Origin of the sequence: Stutzerimonas sp. S1 (assembly GCF_025966695.1) — a bacterium.
Taxonomy (GTDB): domain Bacteria; phylum Pseudomonadota; class Gammaproteobacteria; order Pseudomonadales; family Pseudomonadaceae; genus Stutzerimonas.
The window spans coordinates 249,338-275,447 of record NZ_JAOEIY010000004.1; the positions used below are offsets into that span (position 1 = coordinate 249,338).

At 62.8% G+C, this 26,110-nt stretch carries 30 protein-coding genes; 17 read left to right on the forward strand and 13 right to left on the reverse strand.

Annotated elements, in window-relative coordinates; all coding sequences use genetic code 11:
- Nucleotides 1-147 precede the first annotated feature (147 nt).
- Complete coding sequence (locus tag N8H22_RS10385) at nt 148-2,148, forward strand: U32 family peptidase (RefSeq protein ID WP_264590426.1); 2,001 nt, start codon at nt 148-150, stop codon at nt 2,146-2,148.
- A 9-nt stretch (nt 2,149-2,157) separates the two neighbouring features.
- Here N8H22_RS10385 and bla read toward each other — a convergent pair whose 3' ends face one another.
- Nucleotides 2,158-3,054, reverse strand: coding sequence for a class A beta-lactamase (gene bla / locus N8H22_RS10390; protein WP_264590427.1), 897 nt, complete (start codon nt 3,052-3,054; stop codon nt 2,158-2,160).
- A 189-nt stretch (nt 3,055-3,243) separates the two neighbouring features.
- On the opposite strand from bla, the gene N8H22_RS10395 reads away from it, so the two are divergent.
- On the forward strand, nt 3,244-4,059 hold the full coding sequence (locus N8H22_RS10395; protein WP_264590428.1) for an ion transporter: 816 nt from the start codon (nt 3,244-3,246) through the stop codon (nt 4,057-4,059).
- A gap of 48 nt (nt 4,060-4,107) precedes the next feature.
- Here N8H22_RS10395 and N8H22_RS10400 read toward each other — a convergent pair whose 3' ends face one another.
- Entirely contained in the window at nt 4,108-4,545 is a 438-nt protein-coding gene (locus tag N8H22_RS10400; RefSeq protein ID WP_264590429.1) for a hypothetical protein, read from the reverse strand.
- A gap of 242 nt (nt 4,546-4,787) precedes the next feature.
- Between N8H22_RS10400 and N8H22_RS10405 the strand changes: the two genes are divergently transcribed.
- From N8H22_RS10405 to glpD, 6 genes are all read left to right on the forward strand, one after another.
- Nucleotides 4,788-5,552 (forward strand): YoaK family protein, encoded by a 765-nt coding sequence (locus N8H22_RS10405; protein ID WP_264590430.1) that lies wholly within the window; start codon nt 4,788-4,790, stop codon nt 5,550-5,552.
- Nucleotides 5,553-5,671: 119 nt separating this feature from the next.
- Nucleotides 5,672-6,202, forward strand: coding sequence for a hypothetical protein (locus N8H22_RS10410; RefSeq protein WP_264590431.1), 531 nt, complete (start codon nt 5,672-5,674; stop codon nt 6,200-6,202).
- Between the two features lie 334 nt (nt 6,203-6,536).
- Entirely contained in the window at nt 6,537-7,418 is an 882-nt protein-coding gene (locus N8H22_RS10415; RefSeq protein ID WP_264590432.1) for an MIP/aquaporin family protein, read from the forward strand.
- 12 nt (nt 7,419-7,430) lie between these two features.
- Nucleotides 7,431-8,939, forward strand: a complete 1,509-nt coding sequence (gene glpK, locus N8H22_RS10420; RefSeq protein WP_264590433.1) for a glycerol kinase GlpK — start codon at nt 7,431-7,433, stop codon at nt 8,937-8,939.
- A 133-nt stretch (nt 8,940-9,072) separates the two neighbouring features.
- Nucleotides 9,073-9,831, forward strand: a complete 759-nt coding sequence (locus tag N8H22_RS10425; RefSeq protein ID WP_264590434.1) for a DeoR family transcriptional regulator — start codon at nt 9,073-9,075, stop codon at nt 9,829-9,831.
- Nucleotides 9,832-9,990: 159 nt separating this feature from the next.
- Complete coding sequence (glpD, locus tag N8H22_RS10430; RefSeq protein ID WP_264590435.1) at nt 9,991-11,523, forward strand: glycerol-3-phosphate dehydrogenase; 1,533 nt, start codon at nt 9,991-9,993, stop codon at nt 11,521-11,523.
- A gap of 6 nt (nt 11,524-11,529) precedes the next feature.
- Here glpD and N8H22_RS10435 read toward each other — a convergent pair whose 3' ends face one another.
- On the reverse strand, nt 11,530-11,811 hold the full coding sequence (locus N8H22_RS10435) for a cell division protein ZapA (RefSeq protein WP_264590436.1): 282 nt from the start codon (nt 11,809-11,811) through the stop codon (nt 11,530-11,532).
- A complete protein-coding gene (locus tag N8H22_RS10440) occupies nt 11,808-12,035 on the reverse strand; it encodes a hypothetical protein (protein WP_264590437.1) in 228 nt (75 codons plus the stop codon). Before N8H22_RS10440 ends, N8H22_RS10435 begins: the two co-directional genes overlap by 4 nt.
- Nucleotides 12,036-12,209: 174 nt before the next feature.
- On the opposite strand from N8H22_RS10440, the gene N8H22_RS10445 reads away from it, so the two are divergent.
- Nucleotides 12,210-12,491, forward strand: a complete 282-nt coding sequence (locus N8H22_RS10445) for a peptidylprolyl isomerase (protein WP_264590438.1) — start codon at nt 12,210-12,212, stop codon at nt 12,489-12,491.
- 218 nt (nt 12,492-12,709) lie between these two features.
- Complete coding sequence (locus N8H22_RS10450) at nt 12,710-13,159, forward strand: DUF3597 domain-containing protein (RefSeq protein WP_264590439.1); 450 nt, start codon at nt 12,710-12,712, stop codon at nt 13,157-13,159.
- A 136-nt stretch (nt 13,160-13,295) separates the two neighbouring features.
- Here the strand turns inward: N8H22_RS10450 and N8H22_RS10455 are convergent, their stop codons facing one another.
- The 3 genes from N8H22_RS10455 to N8H22_RS10465 all read right to left on the reverse strand — a co-directional run bounded on the left by N8H22_RS10455 (nt 13,296) and on the right by N8H22_RS10465 (nt 15,237).
- Complete coding sequence (locus N8H22_RS10455; RefSeq protein WP_264590440.1) at nt 13,296-13,706, reverse strand: HPF/RaiA family ribosome-associated protein; 411 nt, start codon at nt 13,704-13,706, stop codon at nt 13,296-13,298.
- 258 nt (nt 13,707-13,964) lie between these two features.
- Nucleotides 13,965-14,225, reverse strand: coding sequence for a hypothetical protein (locus N8H22_RS10460; protein WP_264590441.1), 261 nt, complete (start codon nt 14,223-14,225; stop codon nt 13,965-13,967).
- Between the two features lie 187 nt (nt 14,226-14,412).
- The gene (locus tag N8H22_RS10465; protein ID WP_264590442.1) at nt 14,413-15,237 is read right to left on the reverse strand and encodes an inositol monophosphatase; all 825 of its coding nucleotides are present in this window, start codon (nt 15,235-15,237) and stop codon (nt 14,413-14,415) included.
- A gap of 197 nt (nt 15,238-15,434) precedes the next feature.
- Between N8H22_RS10465 and N8H22_RS10470 the strand changes: the two genes are divergently transcribed.
- Both N8H22_RS10470 and N8H22_RS10475 read left to right on the forward strand, forming a co-directional pair.
- The gene (locus N8H22_RS10470) at nt 15,435-16,046 is read left to right on the forward strand and encodes a hypothetical protein (RefSeq protein ID WP_264590635.1); all 612 of its coding nucleotides are present in this window, start codon (nt 15,435-15,437) and stop codon (nt 16,044-16,046) included.
- Nucleotides 16,039-16,773: a hypothetical protein gene (locus N8H22_RS10475; protein WP_264590443.1), complete on the forward strand. Its 735-nt coding sequence runs from the start codon at nt 16,039-16,041 to the stop codon at nt 16,771-16,773. The genes N8H22_RS10470 and N8H22_RS10475 overlap by 8 nt, the downstream gene beginning before the upstream one ends.
- A 20-nt stretch (nt 16,774-16,793) precedes the next feature.
- Here N8H22_RS10475 and N8H22_RS10480 read toward each other — a convergent pair whose 3' ends face one another.
- From N8H22_RS10480 to dgt, 3 genes are all read right to left on the reverse strand, one after another.
- The gene (locus N8H22_RS10480; RefSeq protein ID WP_264590444.1) at nt 16,794-17,039 is read right to left on the reverse strand and encodes a DUF2789 domain-containing protein; all 246 of its coding nucleotides are present in this window, start codon (nt 17,037-17,039) and stop codon (nt 16,794-16,796) included.
- Nucleotides 17,040-17,198: 159 nt separating this feature from the next.
- On the reverse strand, nt 17,199-18,407 hold the full coding sequence (locus N8H22_RS10485) for an ammonium transporter (RefSeq protein ID WP_264590445.1): 1,209 nt from the start codon (nt 18,405-18,407) through the stop codon (nt 17,199-17,201).
- Nucleotides 18,408-18,718: 311 nt separating this feature from the next.
- Nucleotides 18,719-20,209: a dGTPase gene (gene dgt / locus N8H22_RS10490; protein WP_264590446.1), complete on the reverse strand. Its 1,491-nt coding sequence runs from the start codon at nt 20,207-20,209 to the stop codon at nt 18,719-18,721.
- A gap of 123 nt (nt 20,210-20,332) precedes the next feature.
- Between dgt and N8H22_RS10495 the strand changes: the two genes are divergently transcribed.
- Together N8H22_RS10495 and N8H22_RS10500 are read left to right on the forward strand one after the other, a co-directional pair.
- Nucleotides 20,333-20,530: a hypothetical protein gene (locus N8H22_RS10495; RefSeq protein WP_264590447.1), complete on the forward strand. Its 198-nt coding sequence runs from the start codon at nt 20,333-20,335 to the stop codon at nt 20,528-20,530.
- 184 nt (nt 20,531-20,714) lie between these two features.
- Nucleotides 20,715-20,846, forward strand: a complete 132-nt coding sequence (locus tag N8H22_RS10500) for a hypothetical protein (protein WP_264590448.1) — start codon at nt 20,715-20,717, stop codon at nt 20,844-20,846.
- A gap of 45 nt (nt 20,847-20,891) precedes the next feature.
- Here N8H22_RS10500 and N8H22_RS10505 read toward each other — a convergent pair whose 3' ends face one another.
- Entirely contained in the window at nt 20,892-21,788 is an 897-nt protein-coding gene (locus tag N8H22_RS10505) for an EamA family transporter (RefSeq protein ID WP_264590449.1), read from the reverse strand.
- Between the two features lie 177 nt (nt 21,789-21,965).
- Between N8H22_RS10505 and N8H22_RS10510 the strand changes: the two genes are divergently transcribed.
- Both N8H22_RS10510 and N8H22_RS10515 read left to right on the forward strand, forming a co-directional pair.
- Nucleotides 21,966-22,664 carry a YebC/PmpR family DNA-binding transcriptional regulator gene (locus tag N8H22_RS10510; RefSeq protein WP_264590450.1) on the forward strand — a complete coding sequence of 233 codons (699 nt, stop codon included), beginning with the start codon at nt 21,966-21,968 and terminating at the stop codon, nt 22,662-22,664.
- A gap of 58 nt (nt 22,665-22,722) precedes the next feature.
- Entirely contained in the window at nt 22,723-23,070 is a 348-nt protein-coding gene (locus N8H22_RS10515; protein ID WP_264590451.1) for a YajD family HNH nuclease, read from the forward strand.
- Between the two features lie 21 nt (nt 23,071-23,091).
- On the opposite strand, the gene N8H22_RS10520 is transcribed toward N8H22_RS10515, so the two are convergent.
- Complete coding sequence (locus N8H22_RS10520) at nt 23,092-23,523, reverse strand: universal stress protein (protein ID WP_264590452.1); 432 nt, start codon at nt 23,521-23,523, stop codon at nt 23,092-23,094.
- A gap of 135 nt (nt 23,524-23,658) precedes the next feature.
- On the opposite strand from N8H22_RS10520, the gene N8H22_RS10525 reads away from it, so the two are divergent.
- Complete coding sequence (locus N8H22_RS10525; RefSeq protein ID WP_264590453.1) at nt 23,659-24,099, forward strand: group II truncated hemoglobin; 441 nt, start codon at nt 23,659-23,661, stop codon at nt 24,097-24,099.
- Nucleotides 24,100-24,113: 14 nt separating this feature from the next.
- On the opposite strand, the gene N8H22_RS10530 is transcribed toward N8H22_RS10525, so the two are convergent.
- Nucleotides 24,114-26,045, reverse strand: a complete 1,932-nt coding sequence (locus tag N8H22_RS10530; RefSeq protein WP_264590454.1) for a sodium:solute symporter family protein — start codon at nt 26,043-26,045, stop codon at nt 24,114-24,116.
- Nucleotides 26,046-26,110 lie beyond the last annotated feature (65 nt).

Sequence of the window (26,110 nt, forward strand, 5' to 3'; positions counted from 1 at the left end):
CTCCCGCGTGGGAAGGGTCGCCCGGACGCGCCAGCATCCATTTACGTGATGCCCGGCATACCTTTCTCCCACTCGCCCAGTGGCGAATCCCAAACCGGCCGCAAGCCATTACAATGCGCGCCTTCGTTTCATTGCCGGTCCGTGCTCATGTCGCTTCCCAAACACCACCTCGAACTGCTCGCCCCCGCGCGCGACGTCACCATCGCCCGCGAGGCCATCCTGCATGGCGCCGACGCCGTGTACATCGGTGGCCCCAGCTTCGGTGCGCGGCACAATGCCGAGAACAGCGTGGCGGACATTGCCGAGCTGGTGAAATTCGCCCACCTGTTCCATGCGCGGGTATTCGTCACCCTCAACACCATCCTGCATGACGACGAGCTGGAAGCCGCGCGCACGCTGATCCATCAGCTCTACGAGATCGGCGTCGATGCGTTGATCGTGCAGGACATGGGCATCATGGAGTTGGATATCCCGCCCATCGAGATCCACGCCAGTACCCAGACCGATATCCGCACGCTGGAGCGGGCGAAGTTCCTCGACAAGGCCGGCTTCTCGCAGCTGGTCCTCGCCCGCGAGCTGAACCTGCAGGAAATCCGCGCGATCTACGACGAAGTGGATTCGACCCTGGAGTTCTTCATCCACGGTGCCCTGTGCGTGGCCTTTTCCGGGCAGTGCAACATCAGCCACGCACAGACCGGGCGCAGCGCCAACCGCGGCGACTGCTCGCAGGCCTGCCGCCTGCCCTACACGCTGAAGGACGATCAGGGCCGCGTGGTGGCGTTCGAGAAGCACCTGCTGTCGATGAAGGACAACAACCAGAGCGCCAACCTGAGCGCCCTGGTCGATGCCGGCGTGCGCTCGTTCAAGATCGAGGGGCGCTACAAGGATGTGAGCTACGTGAAGAACATCACCGCTTACTACCGCCAGCGCCTCGACGGCATCCTCGCCGAACGCCCTGACCTGGCGCGCGCGTCCAGCGGCCGCACCGATCACTTCTTCGTACCGGACCCGGACAAGACCTTCCACCGCGGCAGCACCGACTACTTCGTCACCGACCGCAAGATCGACATCGGCGCCTTCGATTCGCCGACCTTCACCGGCCTCGCCGTCGGCGAAGTGCTCAAGGTCGGCAAGCATGACCTGACCGTGCAGACCCGCGAGCCGCTGTCCAACGGTGACGGCCTCAACGTGCTGATCAAACGCGAGGTGGTGGGCTTTCGCGCCAGCGTGGTCGAGCCGCTGAAGCAGTTCGAGGAAGACGGCCAGTCGTTCTGGCAGTACCGCGTCGAACCCAACGAAATGCCCGCCGCGCTACGTCAGGTACGACCGAACCATCCGCTCAATCGCAACCTGGACCACAACTGGCAGAACGCGCTGCTGAAAACCTCCGCCGAGCGCCGCGTCGGTGTGCGCTGGCTGGCCAAGCTGCGTGCCGACTCGCTGGAGCTGCACGTCACCAGCGAGGAAGGCGCCTATGCCACGGCCACCCTGCCCGGCCCGTTCGGCGAAGCGAAGAAACCCGAGCAGGTGCCCGGGCAGATTGCCGACCTGCTGAGTCAGCTGGGCACCACCATCTACCACGCCGAAGAGGTCGAGGTGGATGCGCCGCAGGCGTTCTTCATCCCCAACTCGCAGCTCAAGGCGCTGCGCCGCGAAGCCATCGAGGCGCTGAGCGAAGCCCGCGAAGCCATCCGTCCGCGCGGAGGGCGCAAGCCGGTCAGCGTGCCGCCGCCGGTCTACCCGGAGTCGCACCTGTCGTTCCTCTACAACGTCTACAACGAGAAGGCGCGCGCCTTCTACCACCGTTACGGCGTGCAGCTGATCGATGCGGCCTACGAGGCCCACGAGGAGACCGGTGAGGTGCCGGTGATGATCACCAAACACTGCCTGCGCTTCTCCTTCAACCTTTGCCCGAAGCAGGCCAAGGGCGTGACCGGCGTGCGCACCAAGGTTGCACCGATGCAACTGGTGCACGGTGACGAGGTGCTGACCCTGACCTTCGACTGCAAGCCCTGCGAGATGCACGTGGTCGGCAAGATGAAGGGCCACATCCTCGACCTGCCGTTGCCGGGCAGCGCGTCGAGCATCGTCGGGCAGATCAGCCCTGAAGACCTGCTCAAGACCATCAAAGCCAAGCCGCAGGCCTGACGCGCGCGCTCAGGCCGTCAGCGCCTCGGCCAGCGCCCGGCCGATCGCCGCCAGCGCGGCGTTGCGCTCCTCGGCGCTCGCCTGCGTCTGCGTGAGGTAGACGCAGGCAATCACCGGTTTGCGCTGCGGCGGCCAGATCACCGCGATCTCGTTGGTCGTGCCGCGCTCGCCCGAACCCGTCTTGTCGCCGATGCGCCAGGTTGGCGGCAGGCCGGCGCGCAGCTTGGCCGCACCGGTCTGGCTGGCGAGCATCCAGGCGATGAGCTGGTCACGCGAGGCCGCCGACAGGCTGTCCCCCAGTACCAGACGCTGCAGATTCGCCGCCATCGTCGCCGGCGTGGTGGTGTCGCGCGGATCGCCAGGACGTGCCTCGTTCAGCTCCGTTTCCCAGCGATCCAGGCGAGTGTGGTGGTCGCCGAGCGTGCGTGCGAAAGCGCCGATCGCGCCCGGCCCGCCGAGGTGACGCAGCAGCAGATTGCCCGCCGTATTGTCGCTGAGGGTGATGGCCGCTTCGCAGAGCGCGGCGAGCGTCATGCCATCGTCGACATGCCGCTCGGTGACGGGCGAGTAGGTCACCAGATCGTCCGCGGTATAGCGGATGCGTGTGTGCAGCGAATCCGCGCCGGCATCGACCCGCCGCAATACCGCCGCGCCCGCCAGCAGCTTGAAGGTGCTGCACAATGGGAAGCGTTCATCAGCACGGTGCCGCCATTGCCGGCCGGACTGGCTGTCGATGATCGCCACGCCCAGGCGCGCATCCAGCTGTTTTTCCAGCTCGGCGAATCGCTGCGTGAGGTCATCGCCGTGCTGCTCGACGGCCCACGCCCGGTCGCCCCGAAGCAGCGCGCCACCGAGCAGCAGCGCACTACCCAGCAAGGATAACTGTCGCCGTGTCAGTACCTTCACCTTGTTCCTCCTTTCGACAAACACACCGGTCAAGCAGCGGACGCTGAGCTTAGGCTATCCGGCGCGGACGCTCTGCCGAATCAGGCTCAGTGCGATGAGCGGATTGGCGAACGCCTGTGCCGTCGCATGCTTTAAACTCGTGCCCTTCTTCTGCACTACCGGCGAACCCCCTCGCTGCCCGGACGCCCCATGAAGCAACGCACCGTAACGCCCTTCCAGATCTTCATCCTCGTGCTGTCGTTCTACGTGCTAGGCGCACTGGTAGCCGATCTGTTCTTCGAGCTGCCTGATGATGTCTCGACCCTGCTGGGTTACCTGGACACCATTGTCTGCTTCTTTTTCTTCCTCGATTTCTGCATGCGCCTGCAGCAAGCCGAGGACAAGTGGCGCTTCATGCGCTGGGGTTGGATCGACCTGTTGGCTAGCGTGCCAGCCAGCGGCTTGCAGGCAGCCAAGCTGGTGCGTGCGTTCCAGGTGCTGCGTATCCTGCGCGCGCTGAAGTCGCTGCAACTGATCTGGCGGGTGCTGTTCCGCAATCGCGCCGAAGGCATCGTGGCATCCGCGGCGACCGCAACCATGCTGCTGGTGGCTTTCGGCGCGATCACCATGCTGCTGGTGGAGGCGCCGAATCCGCAAAGCTCGATCAATACGCCGGAAGAGGCGCTGTGGTGGGCCTTCGTCACGGTGACGACGGTCGGTTATGGCGATTTTTATCCGGTGACGACCGAGGGGCGCGTCGTGGCGGTGTTGCTGATGGTGTCGGGCGTGGGCCTGTTTGGCAGCTTTGCCGCCTATATCGGTTCGCTGTTCGTCGCCGACCAGAACGAGGAAGAAGAAAAGCGCGACGCGAATGACCGCGAGTTGATGCTCCGACTGCTGGAGCAGGTCGACAGTCTGACCCTCGAAGTACGGAGCCTGCGAGCGGAGCTGCAGTACACCCGGAATAAGCCAGATGCGGAGCAACTCGAGCAATCGGCCAGCGTTACGCCGAAGGCGGAGCGCTAGCTGTCGACGGAACCGCCAGGGTCGAAGGTCCCGTCGATCATCAATTGCTTACTTGGCAAAGTAAGCCCTGGCGCGCTCGGCTTCGGCAGGAGTCGGCTTGTAGCTCATCCACGGATCGGCCTCATCCTTCTTGTAGCGAATCTCGCCCTTCTCGATATCGAACTCGTAGAAGGGATACACCTCGCGCAGGTTGTAGAACGCAGCGGGGGCGAAGAACAGAATGTCGGCCGCCAGATAGCCGCCGTTGAACTTCAGCGGGATCAGGCCGTACATCGGCTCCAGGCCCTCTTTGCTGGCGCGGAAGCGGTACTGGCCGAAACTCGTGGCCTTGTAGGTCTTGTTGACCGGATTTGCCAGCATCAACGGTGCATCTTCATTGATTTCGACGGCCAGTTTGGGGTCGCTGGAACGCAGCGAGGTGGTGGCGCTACAGGCTGACAGCAGGGCGGCCGCGGTGGCCACGGCGAAGAGGTGTTTGACGTTCATTACCAAGTCCTTTTTAACCATCGGAATCGATGGCGCCGACCGGCACCGGCTCGGCCAGATAAATCGCCATCCATTGCGCGGCGAACTATAGGGCAAGGCCTCGATTAATGGCCACTAGCTATCATCGCGCGATTGGAATTAGTTGATCGCCGTCAGCTGTGCGGTCACCACCACGCTTCGCCACCGCGCCGTATAATCGCCACCCCGTTACCAAGCGCCCCGCATGGGAGTTTCTCGGCGTCATGCCATTCAATTACGCACGCAGTCTGACCGGTCGCCGGCGTTCCAAGCAGAGCAATCGCCAACTGGGGTTGTGGCTGGCGTTCAATGCCGGCGCAGCCAATGCCGGTGGTTTCATCGCCGTGCAGCAATACACCTCGCACATGACCGGGATCGTCTCCTCGATGGCCGACAACCTGGCGCTGGGTGCGAGCGACCTGGCCCTCGGCGGGCTCGGCGCATTGCTGTCGTTCCTGCTGGGGGCGATGTGCTCGACCATCATGATCAACGTCTCCCGGCGACGGCACCTGCACAGCCAATACGCCCTGCCGCTGGCGCTGGAGGCCGTGCTGTTGTTGTGCTTCGGCGTGCTGGGAGCACGGCTGATGGACGTGCCGGGGTTCTTCGTGCCACTTACGGTCATGCTGCTGTGCTTCATCATGGGGCTGCAGAACGCGATCATCACCAAGCTTTCGAATGCCGAAGTCCGCACCACCCACATCACCGGCATGGTTACCGATATCGGCATCGAGCTCGGCAAGCTGGTGTACATCAATCGGTCACGCCAGACGGGGCAGAAGCCGGTACGCGCCGACCGCGCGCGTCTGCTGATCAACAGCCTGATGGTCGGGTGCTTCTTCGCCGGCGGTGTCAGCGGCGCGATCGGTTTCAAGCATTTCGGCTTTCTCTCCACCATACCGCTGGCTGGCGCGCTGCTGTTTCTCGCCCTGGTTCCGATGTGGGATGACCTGCGTCTGGGCTGGACGCTCTGGCGGCGCAAACGCTGACGGACTGATTCAGCCCGAAAACCAGTCGATTAAAGCCGTCTCTTCCGCCCCGCTTCCAGCGGGACCGCTACGCTTAACTCATTGCTGCGGTGCTGCAGCATCGCGTAGGAGGTATCCGGATGAAACTCACGACTTCACTGCTCTGTGCAAGCCTGGCCCTGGGTATGACTGGCGGTACCACCGCCGCACCGGACACGGGGCCGTATCAGCGTCAACCGGCGCATGTCCATTCTCGGCAACGCCCGCAACTCCAGCAACGCCAGCCGCAGCGGCCTCCACAACACCAGCCGCAACGCTCATCCCAACAGCAGCGACACTGGCAGCAGCAGCCGCATCGTGAGTTGCGCGCGGGCGAGCGGCGCGAGCGCCAGTTCCAGCAGCGCCAGTACCTGCCGGAAGATCTCGGCCATGTCCGGCGACAGGTCGAACTGCATCGGGCACAGATCGGCCGCGGCGGCCCGGTTCCGGGGTATGTCGTCGTGCAGAAAGGTAAGCCGCTGCCGCACGGCTGGGGCCGGCCGCTAACTGCCCGGCAACGTCGCGGCATCCCCTATTACGAAGGATACGAATGGCGTCGCCTGGGCAGAGATCTGATCCTGCTGAATATCGCGACCGGCATCGTCTACATCATTCTGGAAGACGTGCTGTAGTCCCTTCCCCTGGGCAGGCAGAGGATGCCAAACACGCTCCCCTGTCTGCGCCGAACCTGCACGCTGCACTGTTGCCGAAACAGCGAACAACACAGTGGCGATAGCTGCAGGCACCGCGGCCATTTTTCTCAGTGAAAACGCCCTCCAGACACTGCCCGCACAGCTGCGGGCCCGACAACGATGCGCGGAAATCGTTCGCCGACCCTTCGTCAGAATGTTCAATTTTTTACTTTGACAGCACCGTATTTTGCTCATAGCTTTTCGTTTCCGAACATTTACGAACCATTCCGTTGTCGGCTCGAAAACAACAACAATCCATATGAGGCTCCCGCGCATGAGTACTCCATCCGTCCCGACGCTCAAGGGACAATGCATCGCCGAGTTTCTCGGCACCGCCCTTCTGATCTTCTTCGGCACCGGCTGCGTCGCCGCGCTCAAGCTGGGCGGCGCCAATCTCGGGTTATGGGAAATCAGCATCATCTGGGGCATCGGTGTGTCGATGGCGGTCTATCTGGCCGCCGGCGTATCGGGCGCGCACCTGAACCCGGCCGTAACCATCGCGCTGTGGCTGTTCGGCACCTTCGAGCGGCATCGCGTGCCGGCGTACATCCTCGCCCAGGTCGCCGGCGCCTTCTGTGCCGCCGCGCTGGTGTACGGGCTGTACAGCAGCCTGTTCATCGATTTCGAGCAGGCGAACCACATGCTGCGCGGCAGCCTAGAAAGCCTGGAGCTGGCCTCGGTGTTCTCCACCTACCCGCACGCGTCGCTGTCGTTCGGCCAGGCGTTCCTGGTGGAAGTGGTGATCACCGCGATTCTGCTGGCGATGATCATGGCCATCACCGATGACGGTAACGGCCTGCCCAGCGGCCCGCTGGCGCCGCTGCTGATCGGCCTGTTGATCGCCGTGATCGGCGGAGCGATGGGACCGCTGACCGGCTTTGCGATGAATCCGGCTCGGGACTTCGGGCCCAAGCTGATGACCTTCTTCGCCGGGTGGGGTGATGTCGCCTTCACCGGCGGGCGGGACATTCCGTATTTCCTGGTGCCGATCTTTGCGCCGATCCTCGGCGCCTGCCTGGGCGCCGCCGGTTACAAGGCGCTGATCTGCCGGCACCTGCCGGGGGTAGGTTCGGCCGCCTGCGATGCACCGAAACCCAAGGAAATGGCCTCTGCCGAAATGGGCTCCGCCCAGCCCGACATCAGCAAAGTTCGCTAAGGAAATGTCGTCATGAGCAACCAGAACAAGCAATTCGTCGTCGCCCTCGACCAGGGCACCACCAGCTCGCGCGCCATCGTGCTGGATCGCAACGCCAACGTGGTGACCATCGCCCAGCGCGAATTCGCGCAGATCTACCCGCAGCCGAGCTGGGTCGAACATGACCCCATGGAAATCTGGGCGACCCAGAGCGGCGTGTTCGTCGAGGCGCTGGCCCAGGCCGGCATCAGCAACGAGCAGGTGGCGGCGATCGGCATCACCAACCAGCGCGAAACCGCCATCGTCTGGGACAAGGTCACCGGCCGGCCGATCTACAACGCCATCGTCTGGCAGAGCCGCCAGAGCACGCCGATCTGCGACCAGCTCAAGCGCGACGGCATGGAAGAGCACATCCGCAAGACTACGGGCCTGGTGATCGACCCCTACTTCTCTGGCACCAAGATCAAATGGATTCTCGACCACGTCGAGGGCAGCCGCGAACGTGCCCGCCGTGGAGAACTATTGTTCGGCACCGTCGACTGCTGGCTGATCTGGAAGATGACCCAGGGCAAAGCCCACGTCACCGATTACACCAACGCTTCGCGCACCCTGCTGTTCGACATCCACATGCTGGACTGGGACCCGGTGATGCTCGAAGCGCTGGATATCCCGCGCGAGATGCTGCCGGAGGTGCGCTCCTCGTCAGAGGTCTACGGGCACGCCTACATCGGCTCCGGCCAGAGCACCGGCATTCCCATCGCGGGTATCGCCGGCGACCAGCAGGCGGCGCTGTTCGGCCAGATGTGCGTCGAGCCCGGCCAGGCGAAGAACACCTACGGCACCGGCTGCTTCCTGCTGATGAACACCGGGACCAAGGCGGTGCAATCCGAACATGGCCTGCTGACCACCATCGCCTGCGGCCCGCGTGGTGAAGTGAACTATGCGCTGGAAGGCGCCATCTTCAACGGCGGCTCGACCGTGCAATGGCTGCGCGACGAGCTGAAGGTGCTGAATGAATCGCTGGATTCCGAGTACTTCGCCACCAAGGTGCCGGACAGCAACGGCATCTACCTGGTGCCGGCCTTCACCGGGCTCGGCGCGCCCTATTGGGACCCGCGCGCCCGCGGCGCATTGTTCGGCCTGACCCGCGGCGTGAAGGTCGACCACCTGATCCGTGCGGCGCTGGAATCCATCGCCTACCAGACCCGCGACGTGCTCGACGCCATGCAGCAGGACGCCGGCGAGCGCCTGCGCGCACTGCGTGTGGATGGCGGCGCGGTGGCCAATAACTTCCTCATGCAGTTCCAGGCCGACCTGCTCGGCACCCAGGTGGAACGCCCGCAAATGAAGGAAACCACCGCCCTCGGCGCGGCCTACCTGGCCGGGCTGGCGACCGGTTTCTGGAGCGATCTCGACGAACTGCGCAGCAAGAGCAGCATCGAGCGGGTGTTCGAACCGGCGTGCGGAAGCGAACAACGCGAGGCGCTCTATCGCGGCTGGCAGAAGGCGGTCGACCGCACCCGCAACTGGGCCGAGGACTGAAAGGCCGCGCCCCGCGCTGCCTGCGAGCGGTTCGCAGGCAGCCGCGGCATTGCGCGAATCCGAAAAACCGCTGCTTTAATCGAAAGCCAGACTACGGCATGCTTCGCGCAACATCGCGAACAAGGAAGCCTCCATGAGCCTGGCGCCCCGACAGCAGAACATCCTCGAACTCGTGCGCGAGCGCGGCTATGTCAGCATCGAAGAACTCGCCAGGCACTTTGCTGTGACCCCGCAAACCATTCGCCGGGACATCAACCAGCTGGGCGAAGCCGGTTTGCTGCGTCGCTATCACGGCGGCGCAGCTCATGACTCCAGCGTGCAGAACACCGCCTACACCATGCGCGCACGGCAGATGCGCGACGAGAAACGCCGTATCGCCGCCGCAATGGCTGCCCAAGTACCGGACCAGGCCTCGCTGTTCATCAACATCGGTACCACCACCGAAGCCATCGCCCAGGCCCTGCTCAACCACCGGGACCTGAAAGTCATCACCAACGATCTGCACGTGGCGAGCATCCTCAGCACCAAGGAAGACTTCGATGTGCTGATTGCTGGCGGTAACGTGCGCAGTGACGGCGGCGTAGTGGGCCAGGCCACCGCGGACTTCATCAGCCAGTTCAAGGTCGATTTCGCACTGATCGGCATCAGCGGCATCGACGAGGACGGCACCCTGCTCGACTTCGACTACCAGGAAGTTCGCGTCTCCCAGGCGATCATCCACAACGCACGCAAGGTCTTCCTCGCCGCGGACTCCAGCAAGTTCGGCCGCAGCGCCATGACGCGCCTGGGTTCGCTGGAGCAGATTGACTGCCTGTTCACCGATGCGCAGCCAGCGGAGCCCTTCGTCGAGCTATTGGCCCGACACAGCGTGCAACTCGAAATCGCTGACTGACCTTTTCCGCTCCTGACGCTCGTTACCAGACCGCCTGCCATTAGTTCGATAATTTTCTTTTACTTATCTAAATAGAACATTTATGCCATGGAATGCGGATATATTACGCGTTAGCATGTTCATATCCGAACATTGGTATTCGTTTTCGAGGAGAGCAGCGTGCCAGATCCGTTAACCCCCGTCTCCGAGCTGTACGACATCGCCGTGATCGGCGGTGGTATCAATGGCGTCGGTATTGCTGCCGATGCTGCGGGCCGTGGCCTCTCGGTATTTCTATGTGAACGCGACGATCTTGCCAGTCACACCTCATCGGCCAGCAGCAAGCTCATCCATGGCGGCCTGCGCTACCTGGAACACTACGAATTCCGTCTCGTCCGCGAAGCGCTGGCCGAGCGTGAGGTGCTGTTGCGCAAGGCGCCGCACATCGTCAAGCCGATGCGTTTCGTACTGCCGCACCGTCCCCATCTGCGCCCGGCATGGATGATCCGCGCCGGGCTGTTCCTCTACGACCATCTTGGCAAGCGCGAGAAGTTGCCCGGCTCGCGCGGGCTGCGCTTCACTGCTGACAGCCCGCTCAAGCCTCACATCACGCGAGGTTTCGAGTACTCCGATTGCTGGGTGGACGATGCGCGGCTGGTGGTGCTCAACGCCATGAGTGCTCGCGAGCACGGCGCACACATCCATACCCGCACTCAGTGCCTGAGCGCCGAGCGTGTGAAGAGTGTCTGGCAGGTCGAGCTACAGCGCCAGGATGGCAGCCGCTTCGCCATCCGCGCCAAGGCGCTGGTCAACGCTGCCGGCCCCTGGGTGGCGCGTTTCATTGGCGAGAACCTGCAACAGCGTTCGCCCTACGGCATTCGCCTGATTCAGGGCAGCCATATCGTCGTGCCCCGACTGTACAAGGGCGAACAGGCCTACATCATGCAGAACGAGGATCGTCGGATCGTCTTCGCCATTCCCTATCTGGAGCATTACACGATGATCGGCACGACCGATCGCGAGTATCAGGGCGACCCGGCACGGGTACACATCAGCGAGGAAGAGATCGGTTACCTGCTGGGCGTGGCCAATACGCATTTCCGCAGGCAGCTGGCGCCCGCCGACATAGTGCATACCTTTGCCGGCGTGCGCCCGCTGTGCGATGACGAATCGGACAATCCTGCAGCCGTGACGCGCGATTACACCCTTGCCCTCGCGGCGGAACAGCGGCAGGCGCCGCTACTGTCGGTATTCGGCGGCAAGCTGACCACGTACCGCAAGCTCGCCGAATCTGCGCTGGCACAGCTCAAGCCGTTCTTCCCCGGCATGGGCGAACGCTGGACGGCAACCGCGCCACTACCGGGCGGAGAGGAAATGAACACGGTGCAAGCGCTGGCCGTGGCGATCGCCGGCCACGTCGTCGACGCCCCCCCAGAACTCGCACAACGCTGGGCCACCACTTACGGCTGTCGCGTGTGGCGAATGCTCGGCAGTGCTCATTCGCTCGATCAGCTCGGCCAGCGGCTAGGACCGCAGCTTTACAGCCAGGAAGTGAATTATCTGCAGCGCGAGGAATGGGCGCGTCAGGTCGACGACATCCTGTGGCGCCGTACCAAACTCGGGATGCTATTCAACGCACAGGACAAGGCGCGACTGCAGCGTTATCTCGCCGAACAGCCAGAGAACAACGGACGGAACAGCGACGCGGCCTGAGCGCTTTCACCCACGCAACCGGCTGGTGATGCGCTCGACGCTGGCGATCAATCGTTGCTCCGCTGCACGCAGCTGCTCGCCTTGCTCGAGCAGCGGAGCACACAGATTGAGCGCAGTCAGCACCAGCAGTTTGTCACTGCTGGCGCCAGGGAACAGCCGGCGACTGGCCTCCAGATGCTCCTGCAGCAACGCCGCCGCATCGCTCAGTAGCGTTCCCTGGCCCTCGGCAGCGCGAATCGAATAATCGCGTCCGAGGACCTTCAGGATCTGGATGCCCTCATCCTTCATGCAGCATTACCGGCCGCGGCGCGCTCGATCAGCGACTGCAGCCGCGCCAGCGCCGCCCCCTGCTTCTCTTCCTGCTCGAGAGCGGCCAGCTGCAGGTTGTCGTTCTCCTCGCGAGCCTGCTGCAATTGCTGCTCAAGCATCGCGGAGGTTTCGCGCAGGGACTGGTTCTGTTGCAGCAGGTCGGCGACGACACGTTCGAGCTGGACGAGAGCGGCTTCAAGCATTGGGAGGTATCCGGGCTGGTGAAAAAGCGCGCGAGGATAGCAAAAGCCCTGCTGGCGGGGGGCCTTCATTCCTACGCAGTCCGGTCACGCGAGAAACTGACTCGCTGGTCGCCAAACGCGGGGTGATTGCGGTAGCCTCGACGCCTCGTTCAAGAGTCCTATAGGAGTCACCCCATGGCCCGCGCCACCGCCCGCCACATCCTGGTTTCCACCGAAGCCAAGTGCAACGAACTGAAAGCCGCCATCGAAGGCGGTGCCGACTTCGCCCAGGTCGCCAAGGAGAACTCCACTTGCCCGTCCAGCCGTGATGGCGGCAATCTTGGTTCCTTCGGCCCGGGGCAGATGGTTCGCGAATTCGACACCGTCGTCTTCAGCGCGCCGATCAACGTCGTGCAGGGCCCGGTGAAGACTCAGTTCGGCTATCACCTGCTGGAAGTCACCAGTCGCGAAGACTGACCGGATATGCCCCTCGCTTCGGTGGGGGGCGCTCACAGCAAAAAACGCATTACCCCGCACCCCGCTGGTTCACGATCAGCCGCCCGCCTTCTGGCTCATCTTTCGCTTCCCGCCCCTCTTCATCCCATCCAACACGGCAAAAAAACTTTTCGCCGCCGCGAATGCTTTCGCTTGCTCAGCGGTCCAATGCGGCACGACCAAACGAGGAGGTGCTCCCCATGGGACTGTTCGACAGGATCAAAGAAAAACTCGGCTTCGGCCACGACTCCAGCGAGGCGCACAAGCAGGCATCCACGCCCCCGGCCAATGCCACAGCCACCAGCGCCGAAGGGGCCACCCTGGGTGCGGATCGGCCAACAGCCACGACCAATGCGACGATCACGCCGGCCGCAGCCCCGGCAATGTCGCAGGTGGATGTCGCGGTCAAGCTCGACGGCATGGCGGCAACCCATCCTGAGACGCTCAACTGGCGCACCTCCATCGTTGATCTGCTCAAACTGCTGGGCCTCGATAGCAGCCTGACTGCTCGCAAGGAGCTGGCCACGGAGCTCGGCTGCCCGCAGGACAAGATGACCGACTCCGGCACCATGAACATCTGGCTGCACAAGACGGTGATGCAGAAGCTCGCCGAGCACGGCGGCAGCATTCCGCCAGAGCTGCTGCACTGAGGCGCTGAGGCAACCCTAAAAAAAGCTGCCCCGCATCATTGCGGGGCAGCTTTTTTGGCGCGCCGAGCAGGCGCATAGAACAGTGAGTGATCCGCTTACCGGCCGCAGTCGCGGTCCGGGAAGCGGATAGGCTTGGTTATGAGCTACGCAGCTGTTCGTCGGCCAGGAAGTCCTCTTCCAGCAGCGCATCCTGCACACCGCTGCCACCGGCTACCTGCGCCTGCGCTACGGAACGCTTGCTGCGCAGCTTGCCGAACTGATGGCTCAACGCATTACCGAGCTTGTCGATGGCGCCGTCGATGGCCAGCTCCAGAGATTCGGCCTTGTGGGTCACGGAAATTGGCTGCTGGCCCTTTGGCCGGGCTTCGATCTGGCAGCGCTTGTCCTGAGCGCCGGCTTTTTCACCATTTTCGTCATTGAGGTGCACGACGATCCGGGTCAGTTCGTCGTCGAAACGCTCCAGCTTGCTGGCGACACTGGCACTGACCCAGTCGACTAACCGAGCACTGCCTTCGATGTGGTTATCGCTATGAACCTGGATTTGCATACGTCGTCCTTACTTCCGCTTCGTGAACGCCATCTTTGGGAATGGCTTGAGACAAGCTATGCCACCGTTGCCGATATTAAGCAACGGGGAAAATCGACACAGCCGTGAGAAAACGTCGCGTCGCGACCGCACAACCGAACGGATTCGACACTCGATGCAGGCAGATGTCCGCCAATGCCAACCGATCGCCGCCACGACTCAAAACGGCGGGCCGCACTGAAATAGCTGCCCGCCATATCGAATCTTCGAAACTTCCTTTCAAGCCGCTTCGGGAAAAAGGCTTCGGCCGTGATCAAGACATTGATCCACCAGCCATTTTCCGTGAGCGATGGACAGTCGTTGCGCCTTATCCAACTCGGCCATGAAGGCATGCTCGACGGGTAACGGCATACGCCGCGTGGTATGACCGGCCGGATCGCTGATCCGACAGCCGCCGGCCCAGGGGGTTGGTGACCCCGGATACTCCATCACCTCGGCGATGATGTCGTAGCCACGGTAGGTGCATTGCATCGTGCTCATGATCGGTACCTCGCAGTCTCGAAGGCATCCATCAGGACGGTACGACAGTTTGCTCCTTCAGCAACAAAGCCCCGTTGGAGTAGCCAAATACCCACCTCCGGCAACAGACAGCAGAGCCTGGCCGAGGCGTAGGCCACAGGCTGCGCGCCTCGCCCCGCCAATGCAATGCGCGACCGACGAATTGCGTTCAGCCGTCCAGTGACGGGCCAATCAACGCCGCCAGCTGGTCGTAGACGCCTGGGCAGGCCACCAGATAGGGATTGCCGTCGAGCAGGCCATCGTTGCGGAAGAAATCATTGACCCGCCCGCCGGCTTCCCGCACCAGCACCAAACCCGCCAGACAATCCCAACTCTTGAGCTGGGTCTCGTAATAGCCGATCAGCCGGCCGGCGGCTACATAAGCGGTCATCAGCGCTCCGGAACCGTTGCGGATGAACATTCCGCCCTCGCCGAGGAGCTGCTGCAGGAAGGGAATGAAATGCTCCTTGCCGCGCGGATGAAAGGTGCCGGTTCCGGTCAAACCCTCGCGTACATGCTGCGCGGCACTGACCGTGAGCGGCGTGTCGTTAACGAAGGCACCCCGGCCCAGGCAGCCATGAAACAGCTCATCGTGGTTCGGATCGGCGATCGCGCCCAGGTGCGGCTCGCCATCGATCAGCAGACCGACCGAAACACACCAGTTGTGCAGACCATTGACGAAGCAGGCGGTGCCGTCGATGGGATCTATGACCCAGACGCAGCGTGCCCCAAGATGCGACGAGCCACTCTCCTCGCCAAGAAAGCCGTCTTCGGGGAAACGTGCAGTCAGTTCGGCGCGAATGAATTCCTCGATCTGCTTGTCGGCAATGCTGACCACGTCCTGTCGGTCACTGCCCTTGTGTTCTACCGTCAGATCGTTGCGCCGCCGATAGAAATCCATCCCCAGCTGCGCCGCCTGCTGTGCCACGCTTTTTGCCCAGGTGTAACGCGCCTCGATATCGAGGTCGGTGGCAGGGCTCTGCAAAGGGGTCATCACGCAATCCTTGTTCGGCAAACCAAAAGTGGCAGGCTGCGAATTCTAATGAGAGCTACGGCCTGGGCATACCGCCGTTGAGCCTTGAATGGCGCTCGCCAGATGTAGCCTATAAAAGCAACTTTTGCTTTAGTAGCCCAATAAGGCTACTTTTCAACAGGTAGCTTATTTGCACTACGGAGCGAATCGTGAAACCAATGGCTGTGCTGACCGGAGACCTCATCGACTCTCGTTCGATGCACGACACTGCAGCGTTCATTGCGCACCTCAAAGCCCTGCTCGGCGAGCTCGGCATACGCTATGGCGCGCAGGTCGAGACCTTTCGCGGCGATGGCTTCCAGCTGGTCATGCCGCACGCACAGGACGCCTTCGACTGCGCGGTCGCGATACGCGCCGGCCTGATTGCAGCGAGCCCGTCCGGCGAACGCTGGGACGCGAGAATTGCCCTGGGCCTCGGCCACTCCGCCGCCGCGGACCAGCCCTACGGCGAAGCCTTCGTGCTCTCCGGCAAGGGCCTGGACGGCATGAAGAAGGAGACGTTCTGCGTGTTCAGCAACGAGGCCTCGCTGCTTCGCTGCATCGAGCTGCCGACGGCCTTCCTCGCTGCACTGATCGACCGTTGGACGCCTGTGGAGGCGCAGACCTATTTCCTGCACCTGACCGAGCGCCGGGATCAGCAAGCCATCGCCGAACAACTGGGCAAATCGCGCGTGACGGTGACCAAAGCCCTGCAACGCGCCGACGCCCGCTTGGTGGACCGCTATCTGGCAACCATGCGCACCTGGATCGAGGAGCTGCAGGATGACTGATTCGGCAACCCTGCTGCTGACGCTGCTGCTCGGCCATGTCGCAGTGGATTTCCTCCTGCCGCTGCGCCAGCGGGTTCGCATGGGCGCAGCGGCCTGGCGTAGCCCGCCGCTATACGCCTTGGCACTAGGCCAAGGGCTTATGGTGCTGGCGATATTCGGCGTGCTGCGCAGTGATCTGGCGTTGGCTTGTAGCGCTGCGCTGACCTTGGCACTGGCCCGCCTACTGACGGCCGCCTGGGCCGCGAGTCACGCGCGGCGTTCGGCGGCCACACTGCTGTTGGAGCACGCCGTACAGTCGCTGCTGATCCTGGCGTTCTGGTTGTCCGGCGAACATCTGTGGCCGTTGCTACCCGACTACCTGCAGGCACAGGCCAGCCCCCGACACCTGTCGATTCTGCTGGCCTACCTGGTGGTGTTCAGGCCGGCCTCGGCGCTGATCGGCGCCCTGCTCAAGCCCTGGCAGGAGCGCATCGGCACCGACGACTCGCTGGTCAACGGCGGCGCCTTCGTCGGCTATCTGGAGCGCGGGCTGATTCTGACCTTCGTCCTGCTCGGTCAGTGGCAGGCCATCGGCTTTCTGCTGACGGCCAAGAGCATCCTGCGCTTCAACGAACTCAAGGGACGCAACAACCGCCAGCGCAGCGAATACGTGCTGCTCGGCACCTTGCTGAGTTTCTCGCTGAGCATCGCGCTGGGGCTGGCGGTCGACCTCACGCAGAGCACGTGAGCGTCGACCGGGCGCTGTGATTACGGTGCAGGGTGTTCGTGCAGCCGCACATTGAGTTCATCGACGATCGGTGCCCACTCGGCATCTTCCAGCAGTTCACCCTTGAGAAAGGCGGCCTGCGATTCGTTCCAGAACGGAGCTTCCGAAACCTTCACTTCGTTGGGCAATGGCGCATGGCTGGCGATGAAGGCATCGATACTGGCCGGGTCGGAAGGCAAACCCAGCTGTTCGAACAGGGTACCCAGGTCTTTGTTAGGCAGTTCCATACGTCTCTCCTACGGCTAGGTTCGGGCCAGGCGCGTACTTCACGTGCCCAGCTGTTGAAGGTAAGAGGCCCTCAGGCCAGACGCAGTTCCACAATGACCCGCATGCGCGCCCGAACGCGACGCGCAGCGACTGCCTCGGGTGCTCCAGTGGCTTCCGACTCAGTCGTGGCTGAGCGCACCGATACGATGGATCGAGAGGTCAGCGCCGTTGTACTCGTCCTCCTGGCTCAAGCGGATGCCCAGCACTGCCCTGAGCAGGCCGTACACTGCAAAACCGCCCAGCAGTGCCACCAGCATGCCGAGGCCGGTACCGATCAACTGGCTGGCCAGACTGACACCGCCCAGGCCGCCCAGCGCCGTTTGACCGAAGATGCCGCAGGCCAGGCCGCCCCAGACGCCGCACAGCCCGTGCAGCGGCCAGACACCCAGCACGTCGTCGACCTTCCATTTGTTCTGCGTGGCAGTGAACGCCCAGACGAACAGGGCCCCGGCCAGCGCGCCGGTAACGAGCGCACCAACGGGGTGCATCAGATCGGAACCGGCGCAGATAGCCACCAGACCGGCCAACGGTCCGTTATGCAGGAAGCCCGGATCGTTGCGTCCCACCGCCCACGCGGCGATCGTGCCGCCGACCATCGCCATCAGCGAATTGACGGCCACCAGGCCGCTGATGCCGGCGACGGTCTGCGCGCTCATCACGTTGAAACCGAACCAGCCGACGATGAGAATCCACGAACCCAGCGCGAGAAACGGAATGTTCGACGGCGCAAAAGCAACCAGGCGACCTTCGCGATACCGGCCATTGCGCCGTCCCAGCAGTACCACCGCACCGAAGGCCAGCCAGCCGCCCATCGCATGCACCACGACGGAGCCGGCGAAATCATGAAACGCCGCACTGAACTGGTGCTCCAGCCAGGCCTGGAAACCCAGGTTTCCGTTCCAGATCAATCCTTCGAAGAAGGGATAGATGAATGCCACGATCAGCGCCGTCGCGCACAGTTGCGGGCCGAACTTGGCACGTTCGGCGATACCGCCGGAGATGATCGCCGGGATCGCCGCGGCGAATGTCAGCAGGAAAAAGAACTTCACCAATGCGTAACCGTGATCGGCCACCAGTTGCTCGGCAGGCTGCATGAACGTCATGCCGTAGGCAATCCAATAACCGACGAAGAAGTACGCCAGCGCGGACACCGCAAAGTCGCTGATGATCTTCGACAGAGCGTTGACCTGATTCTTCAGCCGCACCGTGCCGACTTCGAGGAAGGCGAAACCGGCGTGCATCGCCAGCACCATCACCGCCCCCATCAGGAGAAAAAGTGTGTTCGCGCCGTGGATCAGAGTTTCCACCGCGCTGTTCAGGTTTTCCATCGATTGCTGACCGCCTTGCCGGTTGGGACGCACCAAAACGGCCAGGTCGCCGAGCCGGCCGCACCAGGATGCATCACCGACACGGCGCGGTAGGCCGTCCACTTGCAGACGAGGCGGTGCGACGGATTTTCCCTATCCGCCCTTTTGGTCTTTTATTTCAAAAGGTTAGCGCCAAGCCCCGCATTCAACCGTGCGCCATTTGAGGGCTTTCACGCTGACTGCTGCACCAGGGCATAGCAATGCCTGTACCAGCTTGATGAGAGAAGGCGCCCCGTGCTGTCTCGCGGTGCGCCTCGCTGCAGCACGAAGCGCTACAACGCCGACAGCGCGCGGTATTCGTCCTGGGCGAGTTGATCGGTCATGCCGCTGACGAAGTCCTGCAACATTCGGCTACGGCAATAGAATTCCCACAATGCCCAGTCTGCGCAGTCCCGCGGAATATCCTTGAGCGCCTCGTGGTAGGCCTTGATCAGTTGGTTCGGCAGACGGCGGGCGAGCATTTGCAGATGCGGCTCGCGGCGGCAACTTCCGGCGGCGAGTGCATGAAAGGTGTCAGGAGCAACCCGCAGCAGCGGCGCGTAGTCATCAAGCAGCCCCTGGAGAATCCGGTAGCCTTGCAGCTGCAGGGTTTCCACCTCACGGTGGCAAAACACCCGCTCCATCGCCACGTCCTTGAAGGTCTGCACGATGGCGTTGGGCAGGCTGTCATCCTCCAGCAGCGCGCGGTCCAGCGTGCCGTGATAGACCGCCTCGATGTTGTCGATGAACTGCCGAGCGGCATGCTGCACCAATGGGTGGGTCATGGTCACGCGCAGCCAGATAAAGAACTCGCCGGTCTTGTTGATCGGCTCTCTGTCCGCACGCTCAAGGGCGTAGTTGACCATGCTGCGGAAGCTGCGTTCAGCCCCCGGTATCGGTGCATCCAGTGCGCCATGCTCGGCGAACTTCGCCAGCAGCAGCTGCGCCAACTGCTCGATACTGAAAATGCCCTTCTCCACCGAATCCTCGATGTCCGCCAGGCAATAGGCAATGTCGTCGGCCGCTTCCATGATGTACGCAAGCGGGTGGCGGCTGCCCGATTGCAGGCCGAGCGCCTGCTGAAGCTGCTCGATGAACGGTTGCTCCGAGAGGTAGAAGCCCGGTTTCTTGCCCAGGTAGGCGCCGGGGCTGCCTGACGGCGGCCGATCGGCATAGGCGGCGCGCACATACTTGAGCAAACCGGCGGTCTGGGTATAGGTGAGGTTCAGCCGCAACAGCGTCACGACCAATCGGATCGCCTGCGCATTACCCTCGAACCGCTTGAGATCGGTGAGCATGCGCGCCCGCAGCTCGGCGTCGCCCTGCTCCACAGGCACCACGACGGCAAACAGCTCGTCGAGATGGCGTTCGAACCATTCGCCGATGGCGAATTCACCAAAGTGGCCGAACGGCGGATTGCCGATGTCGTGCATCAGACAGGCCATCTCCACCAGGCTTTCGAGCGCCCCTTCGAGTCCGTCCAGGCCGTAATCGGCCGCGCGGGCACCGAGCTGCTTGTAGAGGGTACGCACGATGAAGCGGCCGGTTTGCTGCACCTCAAGCGAGTGCGTCAGGCGGCTGCGTACCGCAGCGTTGCGCTCGAGTGGAAAGACCTGAGTCTTCTGCTGCAGACGCCGCACGGCTGCGGAATTGATGATGCGTCCGCGATCGCTTTCCAGCTGGTCGATCACTGCGGCCAGGTCGCCGTCGCAAGCCCGGAGGCCGGTTTCGACCTTGCCGTAGGGCCGCTGGCGGGAGATCTTGTCCTTGAAATTCACCGGCATCTGTCGCACTCGCAGAGGCTAAAGCGCCGAGCCTAACGCGAGCCGCTGCCATAACCAAGCCACGAGACTGGCACCGACGCGCAGGCTTTACTATGCAGGCGCTTGTATCGACAGGAGGACCTCATGAGCCGAGCAGACTTTCATCAGCAAAACGCCGAACGCGCCACGGCCGAGGCGCAGCGCCTTCTCGACCAGCGCGCGGCAATGGGCTCACGCTGGCTGCCCTGGGTGGCCACCGAGCTATACCAGCTCAGCCCACCGGAGTTCACCGCCATGGTTCGCCGCGAGCTCGAACGCCTCAACGAAAAGCAGCGCGACTGAAACGCAGCCGGAGATGCCGCGGGGCAAAATAGCGCCTTGTGGGATGAGGGTTGGTCCATACTGCTGAGGCGGGTGCAGAGACCACTGATCGAGCGCCAGGTCGTCTACCCAATCGTGCCTCGGTGTCCCTGCAAAGCCCGCGAACCCGATGTGCCGCGCCACTTACCGTCGGAGGTGAAACACCATGAGCAAGGGTATGGACACGAAGAAGCAGGCGAAGAAGAAGCCGCTGAAAACTGCGCAGGAGAAGCGCATGGCCAAGCGCGCCAAGAAGGATGGCCCCACCCTGCTGGGTAGCCACGCCGCGCCCCACTAGAGCAGCCTTTACGCCCCGCATCGCGGGGCGTTTGCTTTCTGGCGTTCAGCTCTGCTGGCGCACCGCCGCTGGGCGCAAGCGGTCAAACAAGCGCCCGCCGCCGATGTTGACCAGCAGGCCGAGCATCACCAGCACGGCGCCAGCCATCTGCAGCGGGCCGAGACGCTCATCAAGCAGCAGCGCCGACGACGATAGCCCCACCACCGGAACCAGCAGCGAGAACGGCGCCACCTGACTCGCCGGATAGCGCGACAGCAGACGACTCCACAGGCTGTAACCGAGGATGGTCGCGCCGAATGCCAGGTACACCAGCACCAGCAGCGCATCGAGGCCGAGCTCCTGCAACGCCACTTCGATGGCCACCGGTCCTTCCAGCCACCAGGACAGCGCCAGAAACGGCAATGGCGGCACCAGACTGCCCCACACCACCAGACCGACCAGATTCACCTTGCCGACCTTGCGCGTGACGATATTGCCCAGCGCCCACATCGACGCCGCGCAGATGGTCAGCACGAAGCCCGCCAGAGTCATGCCCTGCCCGCTCTGCGCACCGATCAGCAGTAGCCCGCCGGCGGCGATGAAGAGACCAAACAAGTTGCTGGCGCGCAGGCGCTCGCCAAGAAACAGCGCGGCAAAGAACAGCGTGAAGAAGGCCTGCGACTGCAGCACCAACGAGGCCAGGCCAGCCGGCATGCCGACTTTCATGGCGGAAAACAGAAAGGCGAACTGCCCCAGCGAAATGGTCAGTCCATAAGCGAGCAGCCAGCGCAGCGGAACCTGCGGACGCTTGATGAAAAACACCGCAGGCAACGCCGCGAGCAGAAAGCGCAAGGCGCCGAGCAGCATCGGCGGCACCTCATGCAATCCCACCATGATCACGACGAAGTTGAGTCCCCAGACGACGATGACGACCAGCGCGAGCAGCAGATCTTTCGGTGACATGGCACTCACCCGAATCAGGCAAAGGCTCATTAAAGCCGGCGCATTCTCAGCACTCTCCATACAGTGGCGCGGCAATTCGTCCATACAGTTGCGTGGCCGTTCGCCCGCACACTGGTGTGGCTGGCGTCGTGACCGGCTAGAATCCGCGGCTGGATCGACCATCACACGAGATAGACTATGGGCGCACAGTGGAAAGCGAAACATAAGGAAGCGGCGGCGAATGCCAAGGGCCGGATCTTCGGCAAACTGTCGAAGGAAATCATGATCGCGGCCCGTAGCGGTGCCGATCCGGACATGAATCCACGCCTGCGTCTGGTGGTCGAACAGGCCAAGAAAGCCTCGATGCCCAAAGACACCCTGGAACGCGCCATCAAGAAGGGTGCAGGCCTGAGCGGCGAGGTTGTCCACTACGAGCGCACCCTCTACGAAGGCTTCGCGCCGCATCAGGTGCCGCTGATCGTCGAGTGCCTGACCGATAACGTTAACCGGACCGTGGCAGAGATCCGCGTGCTGTTTCGCAAGGGTCAGCTGGGTTCTTCCGGCTCGGTCAGCTGGGATTTCGACCACGTCGGCATGATCGAAGCGATGCCCGAACCGGACGCTGATCCCGAGATGGCCGCCATCGAAGCCGGTGCGCAGGATTTTGAGCCTGCCGATGACAGCGCCACCCTGTTCATCACCGAGCCGACCGATCTCGATGCGGTATGCAAGGCGCTGCCGGAATTCGGCTTCACCGTACAGTCGGCGCAGCTGGGCTATCGGCCGAAGAATCCAGTTACCCTTTCCGGAGCCGAACTGGAGGAAGTCGAAGCCTTCCTCGAAGCCATCGACGCGCACGACGATGTTCAGCACGTCTACGTCGGGCTGGCGGGCTGATGCAGCCCGACCGCGTCTACACTCGAGAATTGCAGCCGCAACCCGATAGGTCCGTCAGATGAGCACGAACAAGCCAACCACGCCGTACAGCCAGCGCGAGCAGGGTTATCGTGAAAAGGCGCTGAAGATGTATCCCTGGGTCTGCGGGCGCTGCGCGCGGGAGTTTTCCGGCAAGCGCCTAAGTGAGTTGACGGTCCATCACAAGGACCACAATCACGACAACAACCCCGAGGATGGCTCCAACTGGGAGCTGCTGTGCCTGTACTGTCACGACAACGAGCACTCGCGTTACACGGACAATCAATATCAGGCCGAAGCACGGCCAGGCAGTGACCTGGGCCCGAAGGAAACCTTCAAGGCCTTCGCCAACCTAGCCGACCTGCTCAAGGGCAAGCAGGAAGGATGATCGGCGGGCCGTCTTTTCGCATCACTTGACCAGCAGAACCGGGACCGATACCTCATGGATCACCCGGTTCGCCACCGAGCCAAGGACCAGGCCGGTGAAACTGCCCAGCCCGCGAGTTCCCATCACCACGGTGTCGCAGCCCAGCCGCTTGACCGCGTCATTGATCTGTTCGGCGACATTGCCCAGCACCGCATGAGTTTCATGAGTGATACCGGCCGCTTTCAACGATGCGGCGGCCTCATCGAGCACCTCCTGGGCTTGGGCCATCAGACCGGCATTGAGATCCTCGATGAGGCTCGCGGTGACGTATTCGCCGTAGATGATGGGTTCGTGCTGAACATTCAGCACGTGTACCTGGGGCGATAGTGAGGTCTCACGCACAAAGTCGATGACGTACTGCAGGGCGCGCTTGGAGTTCTCCGAACCATCGAATGCAACCAGAATATTGCGCATAGGCACCTCCCTTTTTTTGAGTGCTGTTGAGCATAGCCCAGCGGCATGACAGCGGTGCGCGCCATCACGTCTTGTGTTGATCTGGCACAAGCCGGCATCATCTCGCGCCCCGTCAACTGAGCTCGGAAAGCGCCAATGACCGTTAGCGAAACACCCCAATTCGGCGTCGGCGACGCCTCATTCCAGGCAGCCGGCGGCACCGCTGGCATCGAGCGACTGGTCGAAGGTTTCTACCTGGCTATGGACCAGCTTCCTCAGGCTGCGAGCATCCGCGCCATGTACCCTGAAGACCTGACGCTGGCGCGCGAGAAACTGGCGGCCTTCCTCAGCGGATGGCTGGGCGGGCCGCGGGACTATGCGGAAAAGTTCGGCGCCATCAGCATTCCACAGTTCCATACCCGCTGGACCGTCGGCGACGGCGAGCGCGACGCCTGGCTCGACTGCATGGCCCAGGCCATCGCTCGCCAGCCCTACTCCGTGGAATTTGCTGAATATTTGCTGCGGCAACTACGGGTACCTGCTGAACGGATTCGCCAGGCCCAGCAGGCGCGCGGCTGCCCGGCCGGACAGGCCTGAGCACAATCCGCCGCTCAGGCCCGTTCGGCTATCCGCTGCGGTTCGCCCGCCTGCTGCTCAGGCGAGTCATCGAAGCGGCGGCTGAACGCCATGCGCAGCCAGATGGGCAACAGCAGCAAGCCCAGTGCAATGCAGATCCAGGCCAGCACATCGCTGCCTTCAGGCGCCGGGAAGAGCAGTCGTCCGATACCCACCAGCAGGCAGTAAAGCGACGCCGCGGTGAGAATCACCGCGACCAGACGTCCGCGCAAGCCAAGCAAGGCGTCGTGCCCCAGGCTCCCGCAACGCCTGGCGGTACGCCCCCAGAAACCGAAAGGACGCACGCGACGATAGAAGCGATCCAGCGTGCTGTCATCAGTCGCCGGGGTGACGAAGGTAATCAGGATTGCCGCGCTACAGGCCACCAATGACATGATTCCCAGGCGCTGCCATTCCCGCTCGGCATCGGTGCCCAGGTAGTACAGCAGCAGCGGTGCCGTGATCAACGACACCACCATGGCGGCCAGCTCCGAATACAGATTGATGCGCTCCCACAGCCAGCGCAGCACCAGCACCGAACCCATGCCGGCACCGAACAGCAACGAGATGAACCAAGCGGTCTGAATCGACCCCAGATTGGCCATGATCAGCATGGCGACTACCAGAATCAGTACGTTCGACAGCCGCGCCACCAGCACCAGCTCCCTGTCTCGCGGTTTGCGTTTGAGCAGCTGCGGCGCGACAACCGCGCCGTAGACATCGTTACTCCAATACGACGCCCCCCAGTTCAGATGGGTATCCACCGTAGATGCCAACGCGGCCAACAAGCCGACCAGCATCAGGCCACGGATACCCGGCGGTAGCAGCTCTTCAATGCCGGTGACGAACAGCGCCTCGCGTGCCGCAGTAAAGCCGTCCCCGCTCATTTCCGCCGGTGTGAAGGGATAGAGCACCAGCAGGCCGATGGCGATGGCCAGCCAGAACAGGCTGCGCAGCAGAATCTGCAGCCAGGTGAACACCAGCCCGGCGATCCGCGCCTCGCGATCGGTCGGGCAGGCCATGCTGCGCTGGGCCAGATAGCCAGTACCGTCGGCATTCATCTGGAACAGCCACTGCATGCTGACGATCACCAGAAACGGCAGCAATGCCTCGCCGGCATCGGCGGGCGGTGCAAAGGCGAGCAGCTTGCCGGCCTGCTCGGAACCATACAGCTCGACGACTCGATCGGTCAGCGCGCCTAGCCCACCCACGGCATCGATCACGAACCAGGCATAGGCGAAGGTTCCCAGCATCGCAACACTGAACTGCATGACGTCCGTTTGCACCACAGCCCGCAGTCCGCCAGTAATCGAGTACATGGCAGTGAATACGAGAATCAGCAGGATGGAAATCAGGTTATTTGCGCTCATCGTCGCCGGATCCAAGCCGCTGATGCTCTCCCCCAGGCGCAAGCCACTTGCTTCGATCAGCCCGACGACCGGCTGATACAGCCCCGCAGGCAGCCACTCGTGCCACGGCAGGAACACCTCAGCGATACGGATCGCGGCGACCAGCACCATCGCCAGTACGACACAGTTGATCACGGTGCCGTAGTACACCGCCTTGAACAGGCGCAGCGGCACCACGGCCTTTCCGCTATAGCGCACCCGGGTCAGCTCCGCGTCCGTCAGCACGCCGGAACGACGCCAGCCGGCAGCAAACAACCAGGCGAGCAGCAGGAAGGCCAAACCGTATATCCACAGCCGCCACAGTGCGAAAACGCCCGCCGTGGCGACCAGCCCACTGACCAGCAACGGTGTGTCGGCCGCGAACTGGGTTGCCGCCATCGACACCCCAGCGCGCCAGCCTTTTATAGTGCGACCGGCGAGAAAGTATTCGTCCAGGCTTTGTGAGGCTTTGTTGCGCGCCCGCAGTCCCGAGGCAAGACCGTAGAGCACGAAGATCAGCACGATGAGCAAGTCCAACATCTTGTTATTCCTGTCGTTGGAGGCCTATGAAAGTGAGAGCGCCAATCGACAGAAAAAGATGCAAC